The 22,286-nt window shown below is 66.5% G+C and carries 20 protein-coding genes; 13 read left to right on the top strand and 7 right to left on the bottom strand.

The features are described 5' to 3' along the window. Positions 1-54: 54 nt before the first annotated feature. Positions 55-1,416 carry a formimidoylglutamate deiminase gene (locus AC1DZY_RS06565; RefSeq protein ID WP_476819285.1) on the top strand — a complete coding sequence of 454 codons (1,362 nt, stop codon included), beginning with the start codon at positions 55-57 and terminating at the stop codon, positions 1,414-1,416. Beyond that, on the top strand, positions 1,416-2,171 hold the full coding sequence (locus AC1DZY_RS06560) for a UTRA domain-containing protein (protein ID WP_476819284.1): 756 nt from the start codon (positions 1,416-1,418) through the stop codon (positions 2,169-2,171). The genes AC1DZY_RS06565 and AC1DZY_RS06560 overlap by 1 nt, the downstream gene beginning before the upstream one ends. Positions 2,172-2,246: 75 nt before the next feature. Here the strand turns inward: AC1DZY_RS06560 and AC1DZY_RS06555 are convergent, their stop codons facing one another. Next, complete coding sequence (locus AC1DZY_RS06555; protein ID WP_476819283.1) at positions 2,247-2,510, bottom strand: glycine zipper domain-containing protein; 264 nt, start codon at positions 2,508-2,510, stop codon at positions 2,247-2,249. Between the two features lie 225 nt (positions 2,511-2,735). Between AC1DZY_RS06555 and AC1DZY_RS06550 the strand changes: the two genes are divergently transcribed. The 6 genes from AC1DZY_RS06550 (at position 2,736) to AC1DZY_RS06525 (ending at position 6,675) form a co-directional block, all read left to right on the top strand. Beyond that, positions 2,736-3,113 (top strand): PRC-barrel domain-containing protein, encoded by a 378-nt coding sequence (locus tag AC1DZY_RS06550; protein ID WP_476819282.1) that lies wholly within the window; start codon positions 2,736-2,738, stop codon positions 3,111-3,113. Between the two features lie 262 nt (positions 3,114-3,375). Then, positions 3,376-4,266: a transglutaminase-like domain-containing protein gene (locus AC1DZY_RS06545; protein WP_476819281.1), complete on the top strand. Its 891-nt coding sequence runs from the start codon at positions 3,376-3,378 to the stop codon at positions 4,264-4,266. After that, complete coding sequence (locus AC1DZY_RS06540; RefSeq protein WP_476819280.1) at positions 4,239-5,213, top strand: diacylglycerol/lipid kinase family protein; 975 nt, start codon at positions 4,239-4,241, stop codon at positions 5,211-5,213. The genes AC1DZY_RS06545 and AC1DZY_RS06540 overlap by 28 nt, the downstream gene beginning before the upstream one ends. A 67-nt stretch (positions 5,214-5,280) precedes the next feature. Continuing rightward, a complete protein-coding gene (locus AC1DZY_RS06535) occupies positions 5,281-5,931 on the top strand; it encodes a phosphatase PAP2 family protein (RefSeq protein WP_476819279.1) in 651 nt (216 codons plus the stop codon). A 90-nt stretch (positions 5,932-6,021) separates the two neighbouring features. Next, a complete protein-coding gene (locus AC1DZY_RS06530; protein WP_476819278.1) occupies positions 6,022-6,438 on the top strand; it encodes a DUF2177 family protein in 417 nt (138 codons plus the stop codon). Between the two features lie 84 nt (positions 6,439-6,522). Then, a complete protein-coding gene (locus AC1DZY_RS06525; RefSeq protein WP_476819277.1) occupies positions 6,523-6,675 on the top strand; it encodes a hypothetical protein in 153 nt (50 codons plus the stop codon). A 9-nt stretch (positions 6,676-6,684) separates the two neighbouring features. On the opposite strand, the gene AC1DZY_RS06520 is transcribed toward AC1DZY_RS06525, so the two are convergent. Further along, positions 6,685-7,899: a polyhydroxyalkanoate depolymerase gene (locus tag AC1DZY_RS06520; RefSeq protein WP_476819276.1), complete on the bottom strand. Its 1,215-nt coding sequence runs from the start codon at positions 7,897-7,899 to the stop codon at positions 6,685-6,687. A gap of 182 nt (positions 7,900-8,081) precedes the next feature. On the opposite strand from AC1DZY_RS06520, the gene AC1DZY_RS06515 reads away from it, so the two are divergent. After that, entirely contained in the window at positions 8,082-8,735 is a 654-nt protein-coding gene (locus tag AC1DZY_RS06515; RefSeq protein WP_476819275.1) for a glutathione S-transferase family protein, read from the top strand. A 114-nt stretch (positions 8,736-8,849) separates the two neighbouring features. After that, positions 8,850-10,295: an aldehyde dehydrogenase family protein gene (locus tag AC1DZY_RS06510; protein ID WP_476819274.1), complete on the top strand. Its 1,446-nt coding sequence runs from the start codon at positions 8,850-8,852 to the stop codon at positions 10,293-10,295. 55 nt (positions 10,296-10,350) lie between these two features. Here AC1DZY_RS06510 and AC1DZY_RS06505 read toward each other — a convergent pair whose 3' ends face one another. The 5 genes from AC1DZY_RS06505 to AC1DZY_RS06485 form a co-directional block, all read right to left on the bottom strand. Beyond that, positions 10,351-10,629, bottom strand: coding sequence for a hypothetical protein (locus AC1DZY_RS06505; protein ID WP_476819273.1), 279 nt, complete (start codon positions 10,627-10,629; stop codon positions 10,351-10,353). A 108-nt stretch (positions 10,630-10,737) separates the two neighbouring features. Beyond that, positions 10,738-11,910, bottom strand: a complete 1,173-nt coding sequence (gene pobA / locus AC1DZY_RS06500) for a 4-hydroxybenzoate 3-monooxygenase (RefSeq protein WP_476819272.1) — start codon at positions 11,908-11,910, stop codon at positions 10,738-10,740. Positions 11,911-12,037: 127 nt separating this feature from the next. Further along, positions 12,038-12,916 carry a transglutaminase family protein gene (locus AC1DZY_RS06495; protein WP_476819271.1) on the bottom strand — a complete coding sequence of 293 codons (879 nt, stop codon included), beginning with the start codon at positions 12,914-12,916 and terminating at the stop codon, positions 12,038-12,040. Then, a complete protein-coding gene (locus tag AC1DZY_RS06490) occupies positions 12,913-15,456 on the bottom strand; it encodes a circularly permuted type 2 ATP-grasp protein (RefSeq protein WP_476819270.1) in 2,544 nt (847 codons plus the stop codon). Before AC1DZY_RS06490 ends, AC1DZY_RS06495 begins: the two co-directional genes overlap by 4 nt. A 36-nt stretch (positions 15,457-15,492) precedes the next feature. Further along, positions 15,493-18,888, bottom strand: coding sequence for a transglutaminase family protein (locus tag AC1DZY_RS06485; protein ID WP_476819269.1), 3,396 nt, complete (start codon positions 18,886-18,888; stop codon positions 15,493-15,495). Positions 18,889-19,144: 256 nt separating this feature from the next. Here AC1DZY_RS06485 and AC1DZY_RS06480 point away from each other — a divergent pair, with 256 nt between their 5' ends. The 3 genes from AC1DZY_RS06480 to AC1DZY_RS06470 all read left to right on the top strand — a co-directional run bounded on the left by AC1DZY_RS06480 (position 19,145) and on the right by AC1DZY_RS06470 (position 22,276). Beyond that, positions 19,145-20,734 carry an ABC transporter substrate-binding protein gene (locus AC1DZY_RS06480; RefSeq protein WP_476819268.1) on the top strand — a complete coding sequence of 530 codons (1,590 nt, stop codon included), beginning with the start codon at positions 19,145-19,147 and terminating at the stop codon, positions 20,732-20,734. A 126-nt stretch (positions 20,735-20,860) separates the two neighbouring features. Next, positions 20,861-21,886, top strand: a complete 1,026-nt coding sequence (locus AC1DZY_RS06475; RefSeq protein ID WP_476819267.1) for an ABC transporter permease — start codon at positions 20,861-20,863, stop codon at positions 21,884-21,886. A gap of 168 nt (positions 21,887-22,054) precedes the next feature. Then, positions 22,055-22,276: a type II toxin-antitoxin system RelE/ParE family toxin gene (locus AC1DZY_RS06470; RefSeq protein WP_476819266.1), complete on the top strand. Its 222-nt coding sequence runs from the start codon at positions 22,055-22,057 to the stop codon at positions 22,274-22,276. Positions 22,277-22,286: the final 10 nt, after the last annotated feature.

Here is a 22,286-nt window from a genome sequence, read left to right as displayed (position 1 = left end):
ATATGCAAATAGCAAGCGTCAATTGCCTATGCAATTAAGAGACGGAGCGATGGCGTGACCAACACCCTGCATCTGGCGCAGGCCCTTCTGCCTGATGGATTTGCCGACAGCGTGACGCTGACCGTCGTCGACGGCTTCATCACAGAGGTCGCGACGGGAGCGCCGGCGCCCGCCGGCGCTGAGGTGCTCTCGGGCCTGGCGCTGCCGGGCATGCCGAACCTGCACAGCCACGCCTTCCAGCGCGGCATGGCCGGGCTCTCGGAGCGGCGAGGCGCGAGCGACGACTCGTTCTGGACCTGGCGCGAGGTGATGTACCGCTTCCTCGACAGGCTCGACCCAGATGACGTTCAGGCGATTGCCGCACAGGCTTTCGTCGAGATGCTGGAGGGCGGCTTCACCGCGCTGGCCGAGTTCCACTACCTGCATCATGACAAAGATGGCCGCTCGTACAAAGACATCGCCGCGATGGCGGGTGCGGTCGCCGCCGCCGCCGACGAGACCGGGCTCGGCCTGACGCTGCTGCCGGTGCTCTATCGTTTCGGGAATTTCGGCGGCGCTCCTCCGGTCCACGGCCAGCGCCGCTTCGTCAACGACCGTGACAGCTACGCTTTGCTGGTCGAGGCGAGCGAGAAGGCGCTGCGCATGCTGCCCGATGCCCGGCTCGGGCTTGCGCCCCATTCGCTGCGAGCGGTCGCGCTCGATGATCTCGGCTGGCTCAGCGCCATGAAGCCCAATGGGCCGTTTCACATCCATGTCGCCGAGCAGATGCGCGAGGTCGAGGACAGCCTGAAGATCACCGGCCGCCGTCCGGTCGAACTGCTGATGGATAATACGCCGCTCGACGGGCGCTGGTGCCTGATCCACGCGACCCATCTGACCGATGCCGAACGCGACGGCATCGCACGCAGCGGTGCGGTCGCGGGGCTGTGTCCGATCACGGAGTCCAGCCTCGGCGACGGCATCTTCGACGGCGTGCGCTATCGCGCGGCGGGCGGGCGCTTTGGCGTCGGCAGCGATTCCAATATTCAGATCGATGCAGGCGCCGAACTGCGCCAGCTCGAATACTCGCAGCGCCTGCGCGACCGCGGCCGCGCGCTGATGGCCGATGCCGGCGTCTCGACCGGCGTCGCTCTCTGGCAGGACGCCTGCGCCGGCGGAGCGCAGGCCTGCGGGCGCGCCATCGGGCAGATCGCGCCGGGCTATCGCGCCGATCTCGTCGCGCTCGACGCCGGTCATCCCGCACTCGTCGGCCGCTCCGGCGAGGCCATGCTCGACAGCGCCATCTTCGCGGCGAACGCCTTGCCGCTGGCTGATGTCTTCGTCGGCGGCCGCAAGGTCGTGGCAGGCGGTCGGCATCATGCCCGCGAGCCCATACGCGCGCGCTTTGCCGCGACGATGCGAAAGCTGCTCGGCTGATGACGCTTGCGGAGACCAGGCTGGACGAGGTGCGGCTCGATGGCGCGGGCCCGGTCTACGAACAGATCGGGCGCGCCGTCCGCGACCTGATTTTGGCTGGAACCTGGCAGCCGGGCTCACCCGTCCCGCCCGAGCACGCGCTGATGGAGCAGCTTGGTGCGTCGCGCATGACCGTGCACCGGGCTTTGGTCCAGCTTGCCCGCGAAGGCCTGATCACCCGCCGCCGCCGCTCGGGAACCATTGTGGCAAGCCCGCCGGCGAGCCACGCCATGCTCGACATCCTGTCCATTCCAGACGAGGTCAGGCGGCTGGGGCAGGCTTACGCCTACGATATCCTGTCGCGGCGCGACGGCAGGCCGTCGGCCGAGATCGCCTCCCGCTTCGGCGTGAAGCGGGCAGAGCGCGTCGCCCATCTCGTCACGCTGCATCTGAGCGACGGCAAGCCGCATGTGCTGGAGGAGCGGGTGATCCATCTCGCCACGGTGCCGGCCGCCGGCAACGAGGATTTCAGGACGACGCCGCCGGGCGACTGGCTGCTGCAGAACAGTCTCTGGTCGCAGGCCGAGCACGCGATCAGCGCCATCGCGGCCGAAATCGACGAGGCTCGCCTGCTCGCGGTCGAGGCGGGAGCTGCCTGCCTGCTTGTCGAGCGGCGGACCTGGAACCAGAATGCTCCGGTCACCGCCGTACGCCTGCTCTATCCCGGGACGCGACATCGCTTCGTCGGTCGCTTTGGGCCGTACGGCAGCGTCTGATCCGGCGCGGCTTTGAAATGAAAAGCCCGCCCTCCTTTCGGAGAGCGGGCCCAGCGTTGAGATCCTGGCGCTGAATCAGCAGGCGTAGCGCACGCGGCGGCCATAGTCGTCGCGGCCGTAGCAAACCTGATCGGGCGTCGTGGCGTTGCCGATGATCGCGCCGCCGGCGCCACCGATAGCCGCGCCCGCTAGCGCTCCGCCGGCCCGACCGGTCGCGAGTCCGCCGATCACCGCGCCCGTGCCCGCGCCGATCAGCGCGCCGGTGCCGGTGTTCTGTTCACGCTGCGTGCAGGCGCCGAGCGATGCGGCCAATGCGGCGAGGATAATAAGCTTCTTCATCGTTTTTCTCCTTGGCGTCCGGCATCGGCCGATGCCTTTCGCCGTCAACAGCTTCCGGCGGGAAAGGTTCCGGAACCAGCGCTCCCTCAGGAGTGCAAGGCTGCGTCGTTGTGCCGCCTCGGCATTGAACGGGAGATGAATTGGGACAGGAACCTTTGCCGTGAGCGGACGTTTTCCAATCAATCCCGCGGCATGCCTTGCCGCTCCAGACCGAGGAGAACGCTCATGACAGTTCAAACCATGACGATGTCGTCGAGCCCGTTGATCGCCGGTGCGCGCGTCGCGGGCACTGATGTCTACAATGCCGGCGGCGACCACCTCGGCGAGATCTACGACGTCATGCTGGACAAGCAGACCGGCAAGGTCGCCTACGCGATCATGTCGTTTGGCGGCTTTCTGGGGCTCGGCGAAAAGTATCATCCGATCCCGTGGAGCGTCCTCGACTACGACACCAATCGCGGTGGCTACGTCGTGCCGCTGACCAAGGACAAGCTCGAAGCAGCCCCGATGTACGACAGCGAGGGCGAGCCCGACTGGGACGACAAGGCCTATGGCAAGCGCGTCCATGACTACTATGGCACGATGCCCTACTGGATGATGTAGCGGCCGGCCCGACGCAGGTCGCGGCGGTTGCTATCCCCCCAGCCGAACCGTCGTGGCGGCGGGATGCGGGCCGAAAGGCCCGCATCTTCCCTTTCGCGGGAACTATTCCGGACGCAGCGCGTCCTGAAAACCGACATACTCCAAGATTCTAACTTCAAGACCCAAATGTACCCTCGGATCCTATGATCGAGACGAATGGTGGTCGGCTCCCGGTCGACTGCAGCCCTCACACGCTGGTCAGGCTGAAACCCAGGAGAGCGCCGTGCAGATCCGCTATGGCTACCGTATCGAGCTCGTCTGCCAGCAGGATTTGCCGCTGATTACCCTGCTCGACGTCCATCCCTCGCGCCGGCACGATCTGATCCGGCCCGACGAGATGGTGGCGACCTCGCTGCTGAACCCGTCCATCGATGTGCCGGTGTCGCAATATCTCGACCAGTTCGGCAACATCTGCCGGCGTCTCGTCGCGCCGGCCGGGGGTGTGCTGCTGCAGTCGGAAGGCGTCGTCCACGATTCAGGCGAGCCCGATCCGGTCCACCCATCGGCCCGTGAGGTGCCGCCTTCGCGCCTGCCCGACGAGGCGCTCGTCTATCTGATGGGCAGCCGCTATTGCGAGACCGACAAGCTCTCAGGCCAGGCGTGGAGCCTGTTTGGCCACATCGCGCCGGGCTGGCAGCGGGTGCAGGCCGTGGTCGATTTCGTCCACAACCACATCACCTTCGGCTATCATTTCGCCCGTGCCACCCGCACCGCCGCCGAGGCTTTCGATGAGCGCATCGGCGTCTGCCGCGACTTCGCGCATCTGGCGGTCGCACTGTGCCGCTGCCTCAACATCCCCGCGCGCTACTGCAATGGCTATCTCGGCGATATCGGCGTGCCCAGGGATCCGTCCCCGATGGACTTCAACGCCTGGTTCGAGGTTTTTCTCGACGGGCGCTGGTACACATTCGACGCCCGTCACAACATGGCCCGCATCGGGCGCGTCGTGATCGCGCGCGGCAGGGACGCCACTGACGTCGCGATGGTGAATTCCTTCGGGCAGCATGGACTGCAGCGTTTCGAGGTCATCACGGAGGAGATCGACGAGGCGCTGCCTGAAACGACGCCGCCTCCCGCGGAGGCGCGATGGCAGCAGCAGGCGGCATTGAGGTGAACGCCGACGCCCTGTGCTTGCAGCGCAGCCCGTTTGAGGCGAGCCTGCCCGGCATGCATCATACCGTCATCGTCAACGCGCGCGCCGGAACCGTGCTTGAGGCGGGGCCCGAGGCCTTCTCGCGACGCATCGAGGCGGCCTTCGCGGCGCATGATTGCAGCGTGCAGGTCAAGCTGGTGCATCCACGCGAGATCGACGACGCGCTTGCTCTCGCGATCAGGGATCTCGACGCCATTCCGGTGATCGCCGGCGGCGACGGCACGATCAACGGCGTCCTGCCGCTGCTGATCGAGGCCGACCGTCCCGTCGGCATCCTGCCGCTCGGCACGGTCAATGTGCTCGGCCGCGATCTCGGCCTCCATGGCGCGCTGGAGCATCAGGTCGAGGCGCTCTGCAAGGGCGAGCCCGTGATCATGGATGTTGGCCGGGTCAACGACCGGCTGTTCCATTCGATTTCCGGCATGGGCTTCTTCAGCCTGATGGCGCGCGAGCGCGAGCATGCGCGCCGGCGCTTTCCCTTCAGCCGGGCGGCGGCCTTCGCCGTCGCCGCGACCCGCTCGATCCTGTTCACCCGCGCCATCAAGGTGGAGATCCGCACCGGCAACGAATATCGCGAGGTGGAGGCCGACGCGGTGCTGGTCACCATCAACAGCTTCGACGGCGCCGAGTGGCGGCGCGCGAAGCTCGACGGCGGCGTTTTCGAGGTCCACATCCTCAACGCCGGCGGGCTCTATTCGCGCGGGAAGGCTGCGCTTTCGGTGGTCTCGGGCCGCTGGCGTGAGTCGGGCAATCTGACCTCGTTCACGGCGCAGGAGGTGACGCTGACCCGCCGCGACAAGCGTCGCGGCCACATCACCTTCGACGGCGAGGTCGAGCGCAGGGCCGGCTCGCTGGCCTATCGCCTGCTGCCGAAGGCGATCAGCATCATCGCGGCCAGGGCCGTTTGAACAAGGGCTGTCTGAACGAGCCGGCACCGCCTATCTGACGATTCGCGCACCGCCTTCCAGGACATCGATGTTTCCGCTCAAGCCCCGCCTTCTCATTCCGCTCGCCGCCGGCTTCGGCTTTCTCGGCCTTGCGCTGTTCATCGCGTCGGGCCGCAGCTTCGCCTTCGACACCTCGCTCGTCCTGCTGCTGCGCGAGACCGGCGATCCCGCGACGCCGCTCGGCCCGCCTTGGCTGCGCGAGGCGATGCGCGATCTGACGGCGCTCGGCAGCTTCGTCGGCCTCGGCTTCATGACGCTGACGGCGAGCCTCACCCTGTGGGTCGCCAACCAGCGCCGCCTCGCCATCGGCCTCGTCATCAGCGTTCTGGCGGCGACCCTGACCAGCACCGGGCTGAAGATCCTGATCGGGCGGGAGCGGCCCGATATCGTCGAGCCCGTCGCCCTGACCTTTACCGCGAGTTTCCCCAGCGGCCATGCCTTCCTGTCGGCGGTGACGCTGCTCTGCATTGCCGGCTTCGTCGGGCTTGCTGCGAGACGGGTCGAGATCACAAGGCTTTGTCTGGTTCTGGCGTGGATAATGATCATCCTGATTGGCTTCAGCCGGATCTATCTTGGCGTGCATTGGCCCACCGACGTCATCGCTGGCTGGTGCCTCGGCATCGCCTGGTCGAGCCTTGCAGTCGCCTTGGCCGGCCAAGGTATGACGCGGGGCCGCTGAGACGGCAGCGGAACCCTCGCCATGTCGAGCGGTTGTCCTATGTAGGGTTGGCGGCCGTCGTTTGGCGCTGCGTGCAGGAGACCGACCGGAATGACGCGCTTCCTGCTGTTTTACGCCGCGACCGCGCTGGTCCTGTTCCCGCTCGACGCGCTCTGGCTCGGTTACGTCGCGCGCGGCTTCTATGTTTCGCGTCTGGGCGATCTGATGCTCGATCAGCCGCGTTTCGGCGTCGCCGCGCTGTTCTATCTGTTCTACGTCGCGGGTGTGGTCTGGTTCGCGATCCTGCCCAACCTCGGCACTGGCGGCCTGATGGCCGCTGCGCTGAGTGGCGCGGCGCTCGGTTTCATCGCCTATGGCACCTATGACGCCACAAACTTGGCCACGCTGCGCGGCTATTCCGTCTCTCTGGCGCTGGTGGACCTCGTCTGGGGCATGGTTTTGACAGCGACCGCCGCCGCGGGCGGCTTGTTCATCGCGACCCGCTGGTTCGGCGTCGCCGCGAACTGAATTGCGTCGCGCGGGAACATTGCGCTGCACAAACGGTTGAGAAGCCGCCACGAACCTCCGCGGCGTTCAGTTCAGGACCGTTTGATGCCCGCTTCGCGCAATCTGCTTGTCGCCCTCGTCGTGCTCCTCGTCGCCGGCCTCGCCGCGACTGGATACGCGCTCTATCAGGAAAAGAAGCAGCCCGACGGCGTCGAGATATCGGTCGGCAAGAACGGCCTGTCGATCAAGGAGAAGTGAGCGTCCGGCTCAGCTGTTGGCCAGGATCATGTTGCGCACGATCGGGTAGATCTGCCCGTCCCATTTGCGACCGGAGAAGACGCCGTAATGGCCGACGCCGGCCTGCATGTGGTGGCGCTTGCGGAAGGGTTTGAGACCGCCGCACAAATCATGCGCCGAGGACGTCTGCCCAAGCGAGCAGATGTCGTCGCGCTCGCCCTCGACGGTGAGCAGGGCCGTGCGCTTGATCGCGCGGCAATCGACCTTTTCGCCGCGATACTCCAGCGTGCCCGCCGCGAGCCGCGCTTCCTGGAAGATCCACTGCACGGTCTCCAGGTAGAACTCCGCCGGCAGGTCGAGCACCGCGAAATACTCGTCGTAGAATTTCTTGATCACCGCTGCCTGCTCGGTCTCGCCGGTGGCGAGGTGGGTGAACATGTCGATATGCGCGTTGACGTGGCGCTGCATGTTCATCGCCAGGAACGCGCCGAGCTGGATGAAGCCGGGATAGACCTTGCGGCCGCCGCCCGGGTAGCGCGCCGGCACCGTCGCGATCAGGTTCTTGCGAAACCATTCGATCGGCTTGTCGGAGGCGAGTTTGTTGACGGCCGTCGGGTTGATGCGGGTGTCGACCGGACCGGCCATCAGCGTCATGCTGCGCGGCTGGAAAGCGCTGCCCGCCTGCGCCATCACGGCGGCGGCGGTGAGCACCTGAACGCAAGGCTGGCACACGGCGACGACATGGGTGTCGGGGCCGAGCTTCTCGATGAAGGCGATCAGCGTGTCGACATAGTCGTCATAGCCGAAGACGCCGTGGTCGAGGCTGACGTCGCGGGCGTTGTGCCAATCGGTGATGTAGACGTCGTGGTCGCGCAGCAGCGTCGCCACGGTGTTGCGCAGCAGCGTCGCGAAATGGCCCGACATCGGCGCGACCACCAGCACTTTGGCCTGGGCCGACTCGGTGTCCTTGTGAAAACGCAGCAGGCTGCCGAAGGGGAGCGTCAGAACGACCTCCTCGCTCACCGGCACATCGCGATTGCCGTCGCGGACGCTGTCGATCTCGTAGGGCGGTCGTTCATGCGTCAGCCCGGCGCGCGTGATCATCTCATAGGCCGCGGCCGCGGCGCGGATATCGACGGGTTGGCCCATCATGGCCTTGGCGCCGAGCGCGGTCAGCGCGGCCTGGGCCATCATGCGGGCTGGATTGATGAGGTCTGATTGAGCCTGGTAGGCAGCATAGAGCATCAGTGTGCGACCCCGAACGAACAGCGCTCGGCCCCCGGACGGCCTATCCGCCGCCGTCAGCCTGCCACCCCGCAGTCATGTTGCACTGCAAAAGGCTTTGTCCGCAAGATTGTTCTAGCATGTCGCCCGCAATGGAACATCTTTTGCTAAGATCGCTCGCTCTGTCGCAGAGGATGCCCGACATGCCCGCCGCCACCTTGACCATCAGCAGCAAGAACTACTCGTCGTGGTCGCTGCGGGGCTGGCTGCTCTGCCAGATGGCGGGCCTGGCGGTCGAGGAGCGCATGCTGTCGGTCGATGATCCCTCTGCGCGGGCCGAATTGCTGCTGCTGTCGCCGTCCTTTCTCGTGCCGTGCCTGACCCATGACGACGTCAAGGTCTGGGACACGCTGGCGATCGCGGCCTATCTCGACGAGATCGCGCCCAAGGCCGGGTTGCTGCCGCAGGACGCAAAGGCGCGCGCCCATTGCCGCGCCGTCTGCGGCGAGATGCATTCGGGCTTCGCCAATCTGCGCTCGGCGCTGCCGATGAATCTCAAGGCGCATTATCCCGGCTTCAAGGTCTGGGCAGGCGCTCAGGCCGACATCGACCGTGTCACCGAAATCTGGCGCGAATGCCTCAAGACCTATGGCGGGCCCTATCTTTTCGGCAAGCTCTCGATCGCGGATGCGATGTATGCGCCCGTCTGCACGCGCTTCCTGACCTATGACGTCGCGCTCGATCCGGTCAGCAAGGCGTATTGCGCGACGATCGCGCAATGGCCGGCGCTGAAAAGCTGGATCGAGGACGCGCAATCGGAGCCGGAAGAGCTTGAGGAACTCGACGCGGAGTTCTGATTCCGGTCCCGCGATACGCCGATGCACCCGCCGTATGAGGCCGGCGCATTGGCGTATCCCGGCCAAAGGCGCTACCACCACCCACGAAATCAAAAACGCCGTGGGAGGCCCGACATGACGCAGATGTTCAAGAACCTGATCGCCGGCGAGTGGACCGGCGCGGGCAACGCCTCGCGCAACATCAATCCCTCCAACACCGGCGATGTCGTCGGCGAGTATGCGCAGGGCACGGTCGATCAGCTCAACGACGCGGTCGCCGCCGCCAAGGCCGCCTTTCCGGCCTGGAGCCGCAGCAATCCGCAGGAGCGCTACGAGATCCTGAAGAAGGCTTCCGACGAGATCCTCGCCCGTAGGGAGGAGCTCGGTCGGCTCCTGTCTCGCGAGGAAGGCAAGACCCTGGCCGAGGGCATCGGCGAGGCCGGTCGCGCCGGGCAGATCTTCGCCTTCTTCGCCGGTGAATGCCTGCGGCTGGGCGGCGAGGCCGTGCCCTCGGTTCGTCCCGGCGTCGGCGTCGAGATCACGCGCGAGCCGGTCGGCGTCATCGGCATGATCACGCCCTGGAATTTTCCGATCGCGATCCCGGCCTGGAAGATCGCGCCGGCGCTGGCCTGGGGCAATTGCGTCGTCATCAAGCCCGCCGATCTGGTGCCGGGCTCGGCCTGGGCGCTGGTCGACATCATCCAGCGCGCCGGCCTGCCCAAGGGCGTGCTGAACCTCGTGATGGGTCGCGGCTCGGTCGTCGGCCAGGCGCTGCTGCAGCACAAGGACGTGCACGCGATCTCCTTCACCGGCTCGGTCTCGACCGGCCGCAAGGTCGCCGAGGCCTGCATCGCCTCCTCGCCGATGAAGAAGGTCCAGCTCGAAATGGGCGGCAAGAACCCGCTCGTGGTGCTCGATGACGCCGATCTCAAGATCGCCGTCGAATGCGCCGTCACCGGGGCTTTCTTCTCCACCGGCCAACGCTGCACGGCGTCCTCGCGCCTGATCGTGCAGGCCGGCATCCATGATCGCTTCGTCGAGGCCTGCATCGAACGCCTGAAGGGTGTCGTCGTCGATGACGCGCTCAAAAGCGGCACCCATATCGGCCCGGTCGTCGACCAGAGCCAGCTCGACCAGGATCTGAAATACATCCAGATCGCCCGCGACGAGGGCGGCAAGCTCGCCTGGGGCGGCGAATTGCTGAACCGCGAGACGCCCGGCTTCTATCTCCAGCCTGCGCTCTTCACCGAGACGACGAACGCCATGCGCATCTCGCGCGAGGAGGTCTTCGGCCCGGTCGCCAACGTCATCCGCGTCAAGGATTACGAGGAGGCTCTGAGCGTCGCCAACGACACCGAGTTCGGCCTCTCGGCCGGCATCTGCACGACCTCGCTGAAGCATGCCACGCATTTCCGCCGCAATAGCGAGGCCGGCATGGTGATGGTCAACCTCGCCACGGCGGGCGTCGACTATCACGTCCCCTTCGGCGGCCGGAAGGGCTCGAGCTACGGCCCGCGCGAGCAGGGCGCCTACGCCAAGGAGATGTATACGACGGTCAAGACGGCCTACACGCTGGCTTGAGCTGGCCCTCCGTCCGAAACGCAGCTGCCGCCCCGAAGGGCGGCAGCATCGTCACTTACCAATAGTAGTGCCAGCGGCCCCCGCGCCAGACACGGCGGCGCCAGCGGCGACGCACCCTGCGATTGCGGCGGTGCCAGGCGCGGTGTGCGCGCCAGCGCGGGCCGGGAGGCATATGCGTGAACTCGGCGTCAGCCTGATCCAGCGCGGCGGCCGGAACCTCGACGGGCCCGGCGGCGACCGCATCGGCCGCAGGCGTCGATCGGGCGAAGGCCGCGCCGCCGGTGAGCGCCGCCGTGCCGCCGATCAGGGCCGCGATGAATGAACGTCTGTGCATCGGTCGTTCCTCCGTTTCGGCTCTTTGCGAGCAGGAGACAAACGAACGTCATGCGGGGCCTGTTCCGGATCGCCGGATTAAGGTTTCGTCATGTTGAGGCTGCGGCGCTCAATAAGGCAGCCCGACATAGTTCTCCGCCAGCGCCGCCATCGCGTGCTCCGACGACACCAGATAGTCGAGTTCCGCCCTCTGCATGCGCTGCTCGAACGCGCCGTTCTCCGGGAAGCGGTGCATCAGCGAGGTCAGGTGCCAGGAGAAGCGCTCGGCCTTCCAGACCCGCGCCAGAGCTTTATGCGAATAGGCGTCGATGCCGGCCTGCGAGCGCTCGACGAAGAACTCGATCAGCGCGTCGGACAGGTAGTGCACGTCGCCCGCCGCGAGGTTCAGCCCCTTGGCTCCGGTCGGCGGCACGATATGGGCGGCGTCGCCGGCGAGGAACAGCCTGCCGAAACGCATCGGCTCGGCGACGAAGGAGCGCAGCGGAGCGATCGATTTCTCGATCGAGGGCCCCGTCGCCAGCGCTTCCGCCGTCGCGGGATCGAGTCGCCGGCGCAACTCGTCCCAGAAGCGATCGTCCGACCAGTCTTCGATCTTCTCGTCCAGCGCGCATTGGACATAATAGCGGCTGCGCGTCGCCGAGCGCATCGAGCACAGCGCAAAACCGCGCTCCTCGCCGGCATAGATCAGCTCGGGCGAAACCGGCGGGACATCCGCCAGAATGCCGAGCCAGCCGAACGGATAGACCCGCTCGAAGACCTTGAGCGCAGCCTCGGGCACGCTCGCCCGCGAGACGCCGTGATAGCCGTCGCAGCCGGCGATGATCTCGCAGTCCAGTCGCTTGCCGAGGCCGTTCTCGGTATAGGTCACATAAGGAGTAGCGCCGTCGAAGCCGTGCAGCGCGACGTCGCCAGCCTCGAAGACGGTCTTGGCCCCTTGCACCGCGCGCAGATCCATCAGGTCGCGCGTCATCTCGGTCTGGCCGTAGATGGTGACGTGCTTGCCGCCGGTCAGCCGGTCGAGCGCGATGCGGTGGCGCTGGCCGCCGAACAGGAGCTCGACGCCGTGATGCTGCTGCCCCTCTTCGTGCAGCCGCGCGCTGGCGCCGACCTTGTCGAGGAGATCGACCGTACCCTGTTCCAGAACGCCCGCCCGGATGCGCGCCAGCACATAGTCGCGGCTCTTGCGTTCGAGGATGACGCTGTCGATCCCGGCCAGATGCAGCAATTGGCCGAGCAGCAACCCGGCAGGGCCCGAACCGATGATGGCGACCTGCGTTCGCAATGATCTCTCCCAAACCCAGAGGCGGCATGCTGCGCGGTCGCGATTCGATGTGCCGCGGCGCAACCTGTCGATAAGTTGCCATAGCAACTATCTCGATGGAAGGCCTCTTCGTAAGGGAGTGTTGGGTTCAGCCGACGGGAATGACGTCGACGGCGATGCCGATCTTCTGCGAGCCGGGGCCGACAAGGACGCCGTCGAGCGGCGAGACGTCGGCATAGTCGCGCCCATAGGCTGTGACGATGTGGTCGTCGGCGACGATCAGGTCGTTGGTCGGGTCGAGTCCGATCCAGCCGGTCTCCGGCCCGCACCACAGCATCACCCAGGCGTGGCTCGCGTCGGCGCCTTCGAGCCGCTTCTCGCCCGGCGGCGGGATGGTGCGGATATAGCCGCTGACATAGGCGGCAGGCAGTCCAAGGCCGCGCAGCCCGGCGATCATGATATGGGCGAAGTCCTGGCAGACGCCGTGGCGCTTGGCGAAAGCCTCGGCCAGCGGCGTCGAGACCTCGGTGGCCTCGGGGTCGTATTCGAAATCATGGCGGATGCGGGCCATCAATTCGCTGGCCGCCTCCAGCACCGGCCGCAACGGCGAAAAGCTTTTGCGCGCGTAGTCCACGACCTCGCCGACGGGCGGCACCAGCCGGCTCGGAAACAGATGGTGCGTTGGCGAATCCGGGGCGAGGCTGGTCGAGGCGAGCGCGAGCGCGCCGACCTCCTCCCAATGCCGCGTCAGGCCGGGGAACGGCGGAGCAGGGCGGTTGACGGCGACGCGCGCACGCATCTCGACCTTCAGCTCGCGATGCGGCTTCGAGATCGTGATCGTCGTCATCTGGTTGCCGAAGAAGCAGAGCGTATCCGAGCGCTCGGCTGGCCGAGGCGTCACCGACAGCTCGCCGCGCTGCATGGTCTGGCCGCCATCGCTGCGCGGCAGCAGCCGCAGGATGCAGCGCGCGAAGGGGACCGGCCGGCTGTAGCCGTAGGTCGTGATGTGACGGACGTCGTAGATCACGCGATGCCTGTCAGCCTCGAGCCTTCGGGGGCGCTGTTCTGCAGGAAGTAGCGCTCGGCAATCGCGCTCGACAGCCCCATCATCAACTGCTCGAACAGCAGGATGCTGGTGCGGTCGAGCCGTCCGGCCTCAGCCGTCCGGCATTCGGTCGCGAGCTTGAGCACGAGCCGGCGCGGGGCCTCCAGCATGCCGTCCTCGCTCAACACCGGCAGGTCGGCGATCTCGGTGTCGAGCCTGTCGACCTGGAAAGCGACCGAGCGCGGATTATAGGGGTCGAGCATGACGAGATCGAGCACCGGCTGCAGGCTCGCGCCGACCATGTAGCGCGAGCGATAGGTGATCTGGGAATCGGTCAGGTCGAGCAGGGCGTCGAGCCCGTCGCTTTGGGCCGTCGTCTCGGCGAAATGCCGGGCGAAGCGGCAGGTCGCGATGCCACGTTCGATGCGCCGGCCGATATCGAGGAAGCGCCAGCCCGGCCCGCGCACCATGTTCTCCTGGGAGAGGCCCGAGAAGGCGGCGAGCGACTTCAGCGCCCGGTCGGCGCTCTCATAGACCTCGCCCTCGCTCGGCTGCCGTCCCGGCTCGAGGGTGAGCTGCCGCTGGAGGTCGCCGAAGATCCGCCAGGCATCGACCGAGAGGCGCTCGCGAATAACCGACGCCGTCCGGCGCGCTTCGCCGATATTGGCGCGCGCCGAGCCATATTCGGCTGCGTCGTAGAGGGCCGAGGTCGCCTGCGCCAGAACCGGCGAACCCTTGCCTCCGGCAGGATTGCGCGCGATCGCGCTCTTTGCCGTCAGGCCCTTGGTCGCCGGGGCAGCGCCCCAGGCGACGAGCAGGTTGGCGAGGCGGCGCACCGTGTCGGGCCGCGCCGGATTGGTCACATCGGCGTCGATCAGCCGGCCGAGCAGGGCTCTGACCAGCCTGAGCGTCGCCTCTGTCCGCTCCAGATAACGCCCGAGCCAGAACAGATTGTCGGCGGCGCGGCTCGGCAGCGTGCCGACGAGCCGGCGGATCGGGATACGGTCGGCCACCGGCAGCAGCGAAACCTGCTCGACAGGCGCGTCCGACGTCACCCAGACATCGCTGGAGCGCACGCCGCTGCGCATGCTGACAGCGCGTGCGTCGGGTGCGTCGGAAATCCGGCAAAAGCCGCCCGGCATGACTTTCCAGCCATCGGGCGTGGCGGCGGCGAAAACGCGCAGCGTCACCGGGCGCGGCATCAGCCGGCCGTTCTGGAAGACCGGCATGGTCGAGAGCCGCACGACCTCCTGGCCGACATAGTCCATGCCCCGCGCCTCGATCCGGGCTCGAAGCGCGGCGCGCTCGGCTGCAGGCAACTCGCCGGCCAGCACCGGATCGGTGTCGAGGCCGCCGCCGGCCGAGCGGAAGGCCGGCGCGATGCTCATCTCGTCGAGCCGGTCGAGCACCGCCTCGCGCTCGCGCGGCTGGCCGCACCACCAGGTCGCGACATTGGGCAGGATCATCTCCTGCCCTAGAATCTGCTCGCCCAGCGCCGGCAGGAAGCCCATCAGCCCGCGCCCCTCGACGACGCCGGAGCCGAGCCCGTTGGCGACATGGACATTGCCCTGCCGCACCGCCTGCACGAGGCCGGCGACGCCAAGCGCCGAGCGGGCGTTGAGTTCGAGCGGATCGGAGAAATCGCCGTCGATGCGCCGCCAGATCACGTCGGCGCGCTTGGGGCCGGCGATGGTGCGGACATGGATGCGCCCGTCGCGCATCATCAGGTCGCCACCCTCGACCAAAAGGAACCCGAGATATTTGGCGAGATAGGCCTGCTCGAAATAGCTTTCGTTCAGCGGACCCGGCGTCAGCAGGCAGATGCGCGGTTCGACGCGGCGGGATTTGGCGACGAGCCCGGCGCGAAAACCCTGGAAGAAGGCGGCCAGCCGCTCGACATTCATGCTCCGGAACAGGTCGGGGAAAGCGCGCGCCAGCGCCAGCCGGTTCTCCAACGCATAGCCCGCACCCGATGGCGCCTGCGTGCGGTCGCCGAGCACCCACCAGCGCCCGTCGGGCCCGCGTCCGAGATCGGCGGCGTAGAGCTGGAGGGAACCGCCGCCGGGCGCGCCTTGCAGGGGGCGCAGATAGTCGGGGCTGCCGGTGACGATCGCCGCCGGCAGAAGCCCGCTCTCGATCATTTTCGCCGGGCCGTAGATGTCGTCGAGCACGGACGAAAGCAGTTGTGCGCGCTGCGCCACACCGGCCGCGATCGTCTGCCACTCCGCCCCGGTGATGACGAGCGGCACATGGTTCAGCGGCCAGGCCCGCTCGCCCGCGAGGGGGTCGCGCTCGTCGAGATCGCCATGGACGCGGTAGGAGACGCCGGTGTCGTGGACATGCCGGTCGGCGAGACCGAAGCGCTGGCCAAGCTCGTCCTGGCTGAGCGCGCTCCATTCCGACAGGAACGGCTCCCAATGCGAACGGATTGCACCGTCGGCGGCCATGAACTCATCATAGGCGCCCGGCAGCGGGCGATAGCCGGCCAGCAGGGCGTTGCGCCGCTCCGCCTTCACGCGCATCGACGGTGATCGGCCCTGCAACGCCATCGCTTGCGTCTACACTCCTGAAGGGCGTCGCAAATCCAGGGTGAGCGGGAATTCGACGCTGCGCTCTTCCGGCGGAATCGCCAGCGCGCCCGGACTATGACCGATCGCCTCGAAACGTGCGAGCCGTCTGGCTTCCGCTTCGTAAGAATTCACGGGAGGAGTTTCATAGCTGCGGCCGCCGGGATGGGCGACATGGTAGACGCAGCCGCCGAGCGACCGCCCGACCCAGGTGTCGACGATGTCGAAGGTCAGCGGCGCATGCACCGGAATCGTCGGGTGCAGCCCTGACGACGGCTGCCACGCCTTGAAGCGCAGGCCGGCGATCGCCTCGCCCGTGCCGCCGGTCTGCGTCATCGGCAGGCGGCGGCCGTTGCAGGTGATGATGTGACGGCCGGGCACGATCCCCTTGGCCTTGACCTGCAGGCGCTCCACGGACGAGTCGACATAGCGCACCGTGCCGCCGATCGCGCCTTCCTCGCCCATGACGTGCCAGGGTTCGAGCGCCTGCCGGATCTCGATCTCGACCCCGCCATGCTCGACCTTGCCGAAGAACGGAAAGCGGAACTCGGCCTGCGCCTCGAACCAGACCGGATCGAAGGCATAGCCGGCGCGTCCGAGATCGGCGAGCACCTCCTTGAAGTCCTGCCAGACCATCTCGGGCAGCATGAAGCGGTCATGCAGCGTCGTGCCCCAGCGTACGAGGTTGCCGCCCTGCGGCTCGCGCCAGAACCACGCGACCAGCGCCCGGATCAGGAGCTGCTGCGCCAGCGACATGCGCGCATCGGGCGGCATTTCAAAGGAACGGAACTCGATCAGCCCGAGCCGTCCGGTCGGCCCATCAGGCGAATAGAGCTTGTCGATGCAGATTTCGGTGCGGTGGGTGTTGCCGGAGACGTCGACCAGCAGGTTGCGAAACAGCCGGTCGACCAGCCAAAGCGGGATCGTGGGCTGGCCCGGACCAGGCACCTGCGCCAGCGCGATCTCCAGTTCGTAGAGCTGGTCGAAGCGCGCCTCGTCGATGCGTGGCGCCTGACTGGTCGGGCCGATGAACAGGCCCGAAAACAGGAAGGACAGCGAAGGATGCCTGTTCCAGTAAAGGATGATGCTCTTCAGCAGGTCCGGCCGGCGCAGGAAGGGCGAGTCCGGCGGCGTCACGCCGCCGAGCACGACATGGTTGCCGCCGCCGGTGCCGGTGTGGCGACCGTCGACCATGAACTTCTCGGCGCAGAGCCGCGTCTGCCGCGCCTCCTCATAGACGCCGCGTGTGATCTCGACCGCTTCGCGCCAGTTCTTGGCCGGGTGGATGTTGACCTCGATCACGCCGGGATCGGGCGTCACCTTGACGACGTTGAGGCGCGGATCGCTGGGCGGCGAATAGCCCTCGATATGGACCGGCAGGTTCAGATCGGTGGCGACGGCCTCGACGCTGGCGATCAGCTCGAGATAATCCTCGAGCTTTTCGACTGGCGGCAGGAAGACGCACAGGATGTTGTCGCGAACCTCGAGGCTGATGGCGGTGCGGACATGCTCGCCGCCGATTTCCTGCTCGGTGCGATCCTGCGCGCCGGAACCCGGCGCGGGATCGACGGAGCGCGACATCTGTGGCGTGGCGGCAGGCGAGGCCGGCTGGCTGTCGGCGACAGCGGTTGCGGGAGCAGACGCGCCGCTCGCCAAGCCGTAGCGCGGCAGCGGTCCGCGCGGCTCCATCGGGTCCTGCGGATGGATGTGCGGGAACTGGTCCTTGGGGATCACCGGCAGCGAGCCGAGCGGCAGCCGGTAGCCGACGGGGGAATCGCCCGGCACCAGGAAAAGCATGCCGCGCCTAAGCTTCCATTTCTCCGAGCGCCAGCGCCGGTCGCCGGCCTGTGACTGCCAGCGCTGCACCGGAATAACGTAGCCGCGCGGCTTGCCCAGACCGAGCTGGAAGACTTGCGCCATGCGCGCCCGCTCCTCCGGATCGGCGAGGCGTGGATCGAGCGGGTCGACATTGTCGGGCAGCTGCGCCTCTTTCAGCAGCCAGTGCCCGGTGTCCTCATAGGCCGGCAGCACATAGTCGGCGCCGAGCCCGAGCTTGTCCGAAAGGCCGGCCGCCAGCGTCTCCGCATCGCGGATCGAGGCGGCGGCCTCCAGCTCGCGGTCGCCGCCGGTCGATGCGCCGGGTTCGCGCGCGATCAGCGCGGCGTCGCGCCAGATCGGCTCGCCGTCGGCGCGCCAGTACAGCGCGAAGGCCCAGCGCGGCAGGCTCTCGCCGGGATACCATTTGCCCTGGCCGTAATGCAGCATGCCGCCGGGCGCGAAGCGTTCGCGCAGCCGGCGGATCAGGTCGTCGGCCTTCTGGCGCTTGGTCGGCCCGACAGCGGCGATGTTCCATTCCTCGCCGATCTGGTCGTCGACGGAGACGAAGGTCGGCTCGCCGCCCATGGTCAGGCGCACGTCCTGCATTTTCAGATCGGCCTCGACCTGCTCGCCCAGCGCATCGAGCTTTTGCCAGCTCTCGTCGGAGAAAGGCAGGGTGATGCGCGGCACCTCGTGCACCCGCGCCACGCTCATGGCGAAGTCGAAGGTCGTCTCGGCATAGCTCGCCGCGCCCGAGACCGGCGCGGCCGAGCGATAATGCGGCGTGGCCGCCAGCGGCAGATGTCCTTCGCCGGTGAGCAGCCCCGAGGTCGGGTCGAGTCCGATCCAGCCGGCGCCGGGGATGTAGATCTCGCACCAGGCGTGCAGGTCGGTGAAATCCTTGTCGGTGCCGCGCGGACCTTCCAGCGGGTCGATGTCGGCCTTCATCTGGATCAGGTAGCCCGAGACGAAACGCGCCGCGAAGCCGAGATGCCGCATGATCTGGACGAGCAGCCAGCTCGTGTCGCGGCAGGAGCCGGACTTGATGTCGAGCGTGTGCTCGGGCTCCTGCACGCCCGGCTCCATGCGGATGCCATAGGCGATGCCGCCGGCAAGCCGCGCGTTGAGATCGACGATGAAGTTGACGGTGTTGGTCGGCTCGCGCGGAATCGTCTTGAGATAGGCTTCGAGCAGCGGCCCGGCCGGCTCGGTGACGAGATAGGGCGCAAGCTCGGCGCGCAGCTCTTCGGGGTATGCGAAGGGGAAGATCTCGGCGTCGGCTTCGACGAAGAAGTCGAACGGATTGATGATCGAGAGCTCGGTGACGAGGTCGACCTCGATCCGGAATTCCTTCACCGGCTCGGGAAAGACGAAGCGCGCCAGCCAGTTGCCGCTTGGATCCTGCTGCCAGTTCACGAAATGCTCAGGCGGAGAGACCTTCAGCGAGTAGCTGTTGATCGCCGCGCGGCAATGCGGCGCCGGCCTCAGGCGGATGATCTGCGGCCCCAGCGTGACCGGGCGGTCATAGCTGTAATGGGTGACGTGGTTGAGCGCGGCGATGATGGCCAAGGGCTAAGCACCTGCTGAAGTCCCGGGGCAAGCCGCCCCGCAAGCTCCACGTTAGCGATGCAGGCTGGGCAGGCAAAGCAGCAAACTGTTCGCGCCTGCGCCATCGAATCGAGCGGCTGCGCAAGAATTAGGCATGGGCTGCCTTCGGGCTGCGGGCGCTTGCGAGCGTCATGGCTGGACATCGCCCGTGAACTGGTCCCAAAATGCACCGAACGGCCGAAAAGCGGCCGGCGAAATCAAACGATGGGGAATTTCCATGCGTCATGTAGCGAAATTGCTGGCGGTATCCGCCTTCAGCGCCCTGATGGCCTCGACCGCGATGGCCCAGACGCCGAAGGACACGGTCGTCATGGCCAAGCAGATCGACGACATCATTTCGCTCGACCCGGCCGAGGTGTTCGAGTTTTCCGGCGGCGAAGTCGTCGGCAACGTCTACGACAAGCTGGTCAAGTTCGATCTGGCCGACCCCTCGAAGCTCTACGGCGATCTCGCCGAGGGCTGGACCATCAGCCCCGACAGCAAGACCTACACCTTCAAGCTCAAGCCCAACGTCAAGTTCCACTCGGGCAATCCGCTGACGGCGGAGGACGTGGTCTATTCGTTCCAGCGCGTCGTGGCGCTGAACAAGTCGCCGGGCTTCATCCTGACCCAGTTCGGCCTGACCAAGGACAACGTCACCGCGATGGTCAAGGCGGTTGATGCCAGCACCGTCACGATCACCGTCGACAAGCCCTACGCGCCGAGCTTCTTCCTGAACTGCCTGACGGCGAATGTCGGTTCGATCGTCGACTCCAAGCTGGTCAAGGCCAACGAGAAGGCCGGCGATTTCGGCTATGAGTGGCTCAAGCAGAACTCCGCCGGCTCGGGCGCGTACAAGCTGCGCGCCTGGCGCGCCAACGAGCAGTACACGCTCGAGGCCAACGACGCCTGGTTCATGGGCGCGCCGAAGATGAAGCGCGTCGTGGTGCGCCACGTCGCCGAGCCCGCATCGCAGCGCCTGCTGCTCGAGAAGGGCGACGTCGACTACGCCCGCAACCTGTCCAAGGACCAGCTCGAAGCCGTCAAGGCCAATGCCGATGTCGTCCAGCAGGTCGGCGAGAAGGGCTACATCCTCTATCTCGGCCTGAACCAGAAGAACCCCAACCTCGCCAAGCCCGAGGTTCGCGAGGCCCTGAAATACCTCGTCGACTACGATTCCATCGAGCGCAACATCGTGTTCGGCACCTACAAGCCGCACCAGGCCTTCCTGCCCAAGGGCTTCCTCGGCGCCATCGACGACCGGCCCTACAAGTTCGACCCCGCCAAGGCCAAGGAACTGCTCGCCAAGGCCGGCCTGCCGAACGGCTTCTCGGTCACCATGGACACCCGCTCGGTCAACCCGATCACCGACATCGCGCAGGCGGTGCAGGCGAACTGGGCCCAGGCCGGCATCAAGCTCGAACTGATCCCCGGCGACGGCAAGCAGACCCTGACCAAGTACCGCGCCCGCACCCACGACATCTATATCGGCCAGTGGGGGCCGGACTATCAGGACCCGCACACCAACGCCGAGACCTTCGCGATCAACGAAAACAACGCCGAGGACGCCCGCTCCAAGACGCTCGCCTGGCGCAATGCCTGGGACATCCCGGAGATGAGCAAGAAGACCGGCGCGCTGGTTTTCGAGACCAACAGCGAGGCCCGCAAGACCGGCTATGAGGGCATGGAGCGCGAGCACCAGAAGGTCTCGCCCTTCGTCATCATGTTCCAGCAGGTCGAGGTCGCCGCCCACCGCAAGAACGTCGACGGCCTGATCCTGGGGCCCGGCTCGGCCAGCAACCTCTACTCGAAGCTCAGCAAGAACTGAGATCGGCTCTCGTGATCGATCCGCCGCGGCTGTAACGGCCGCGGCGGATTTCTTGCTTGGGCAATCCCCGGCAAGACGACGAAAACCCCAACAACAAGAAGCGGTCGGGTCTTTATGGCGACAGGCATGGCGGGACGGTCGATGCGCTGGGGCAAGCTGGCCTGGCGCGAAATCTCGACGGTGGCGATCACGATTTTCGGACTGCTGCTGGTCACCTTCTTCATCGCCCGCGTCATACCGATCGACCCCGTGCTGGCGGTGGTCGGCGACAACGCCAAGCCCGACGTTTACGATGCAGCCCGCGCCGCGCTCGGCCTCGACAAGCCGCTCTGGCAGCAATTTGCGATCTATGTCGGCAAGGTCTTCACCGGCGATCTCGGGAAGTCCGTGCTGACCTCCAATCTCGTCGTCGACGACATCAAGCGCGTCTTTCCCGCCACGCTGGAGCTGGCGACGCTCGGCACGGCCATCGGCGTGACGCTCGGCGTTCCGCTCGGCGTGCTGGCTGCGGTCTATCAGGGCCGCTGGCCCGACCAGCTCGCGCGCCTGATCGGCCTGCTCGGCTATTCCGTCCCGGTGTTCTGGTTTGGCCTGATGGGCCTGCTGCTGTTTTACGCCAAGCTCGGCTGGGTCGGCGGTCCCGGCCGCATCGGCGTGGCCTATCAGGATTTCGTCGATCCGATCACCGGCGTCCTCGTTATCGACGCGGCGATGCAGGGCGAATGGGAGGCGTTCCGGGACGCCTGGTCGCACCTGATCCTGCCTTCGGCCGTGCTCGGCCTGCTCAGCGTCGCCTATATCAGCCGGATGACGCGCAGCTTCATGATCACCGAGCTGCAGCAGCAATACGTCGTCGCCGCCCGCGTAAAGGGCATGTCGGAGGTCCGGGTGATCTGGCGTCACGCGTTGCGCAACGCGGTGGTGCCGCTCGTCACGGTGATCGCGCTCTCCTACGCCAATCTGCTGGAGGGCTCGGTGCTGACCGAGACGATCTTCGCCTGGCCGGGGCTTGGCCGCTACATCACCAACTCGCTGCTCAATGCCGACATGAATGCCGTCCTCGGCGGCACGCTGGTCGTCGGCGGCGTTTTCATCGGCGTCAATCTCATCTCCGACATCATCGGCCGTCTGGTCGATCCCAGGACACGGTAAAGGCAGTCATTGCGTCAATGTATCAATTTTGGTACTCATGCCTAAGCCATTCGAAAAGAAGCTGGCCGCGAAATTCTATGAGCCGAGAGGGGCGCTGCTCCCGTCAGGGAGTGGCTACGGGGTCTCTCTCCGGAGGATCGGAAGGCGATCGGAATCGATATCAAGACGGTGGAGTTTGGCTGGCCTGTCGGCATGCCTCTGTGTCGCTCTCTGGCGGGACGCAAGGGTCTTTGGGAGGTGAGAACGAACCTCTCGGGCGGGCGCATCGCGCGGGTTCTGTTCTGCATTCACGAGGGTCGGATGGCGCTTCTGCATGACTTCGAAAAGACGACTCAGAAGACGCCGGATCGCGAGCTTGATATCGCCACGAGGCGGATGAAAGGATTGTGAGATGAGCGAA

It is taken from the genome of Allobosea sp. P2_A10, assembly GCF_056405115.1.
The sequence above is the reverse complement of the archived record's forward strand: the minus strand, read 5'-3'. Positions and strand labels throughout refer to the sequence as shown.

Bases quoted from the DNA above. Each gene is read 5' to 3' on its own strand.
- AC1DZY_RS06560 (WP_476819284.1), top strand. From the start codon at position 1,416: ATGACGCTTGCGGAGACCAGGCTGGACGAGGTGCGGCTCGATGGCGCG.
- AC1DZY_RS06555 (WP_476819283.1), bottom strand. From the start codon at position 2,510: ATGAAGAAGCTTATTATCCTCGCCGCATTGGCCGCATCGCTCGGCGCC.
- AC1DZY_RS06550 (WP_476819282.1), top strand. From the start codon at position 2,736: ATGACAGTTCAAACCATGACGATGTCGTCGAGCCCGTTGATCGCCGGT.
- AC1DZY_RS06540 (WP_476819280.1), top strand. From the start codon at position 4,239: ATGGCAGCAGCAGGCGGCATTGAGGTGAACGCCGACGCCCTGTGCTTG.
- AC1DZY_RS06535 (WP_476819279.1), top strand. From the start codon at position 5,281: ATGTTTCCGCTCAAGCCCCGCCTTCTCATTCCGCTCGCCGCCGGCTTC.
- AC1DZY_RS06530 (WP_476819278.1), top strand. From the start codon at position 6,022: ATGACGCGCTTCCTGCTGTTTTACGCCGCGACCGCGCTGGTCCTGTTC.
- AC1DZY_RS06525 (WP_476819277.1), top strand. From the start codon at position 6,523: ATGCCCGCTTCGCGCAATCTGCTTGTCGCCCTCGTCGTGCTCCTCGTC.
- AC1DZY_RS06520 (WP_476819276.1), bottom strand. From the start codon at position 7,899: ATGCTCTATGCTGCCTACCAGGCTCAATCAGACCTCATCAATCCAGCC.
- AC1DZY_RS06515 (WP_476819275.1), top strand. From the start codon at position 8,082: ATGCCCGCCGCCACCTTGACCATCAGCAGCAAGAACTACTCGTCGTGG.
- AC1DZY_RS06510 (WP_476819274.1), top strand. From the start codon at position 8,850: ATGACGCAGATGTTCAAGAACCTGATCGCCGGCGAGTGGACCGGCGCG.
- AC1DZY_RS06505 (WP_476819273.1), bottom strand. From the start codon at position 10,629: ATGCACAGACGTTCATTCATCGCGGCCCTGATCGGCGGCACGGCGGCG.
- AC1DZY_RS06490 (WP_476819270.1), bottom strand. From the start codon at position 15,456: ATGCGCGTGAAGGCGGAGCGGCGCAACGCCCTGCTGGCCGGCTATCGC.
- AC1DZY_RS06480 (WP_476819268.1), top strand. From the start codon at position 19,145: ATGCGTCATGTAGCGAAATTGCTGGCGGTATCCGCCTTCAGCGCCCTG.
- AC1DZY_RS06475 (WP_476819267.1), top strand. From the start codon at position 20,861: ATGGCGGGACGGTCGATGCGCTGGGGCAAGCTGGCCTGGCGCGAAATC.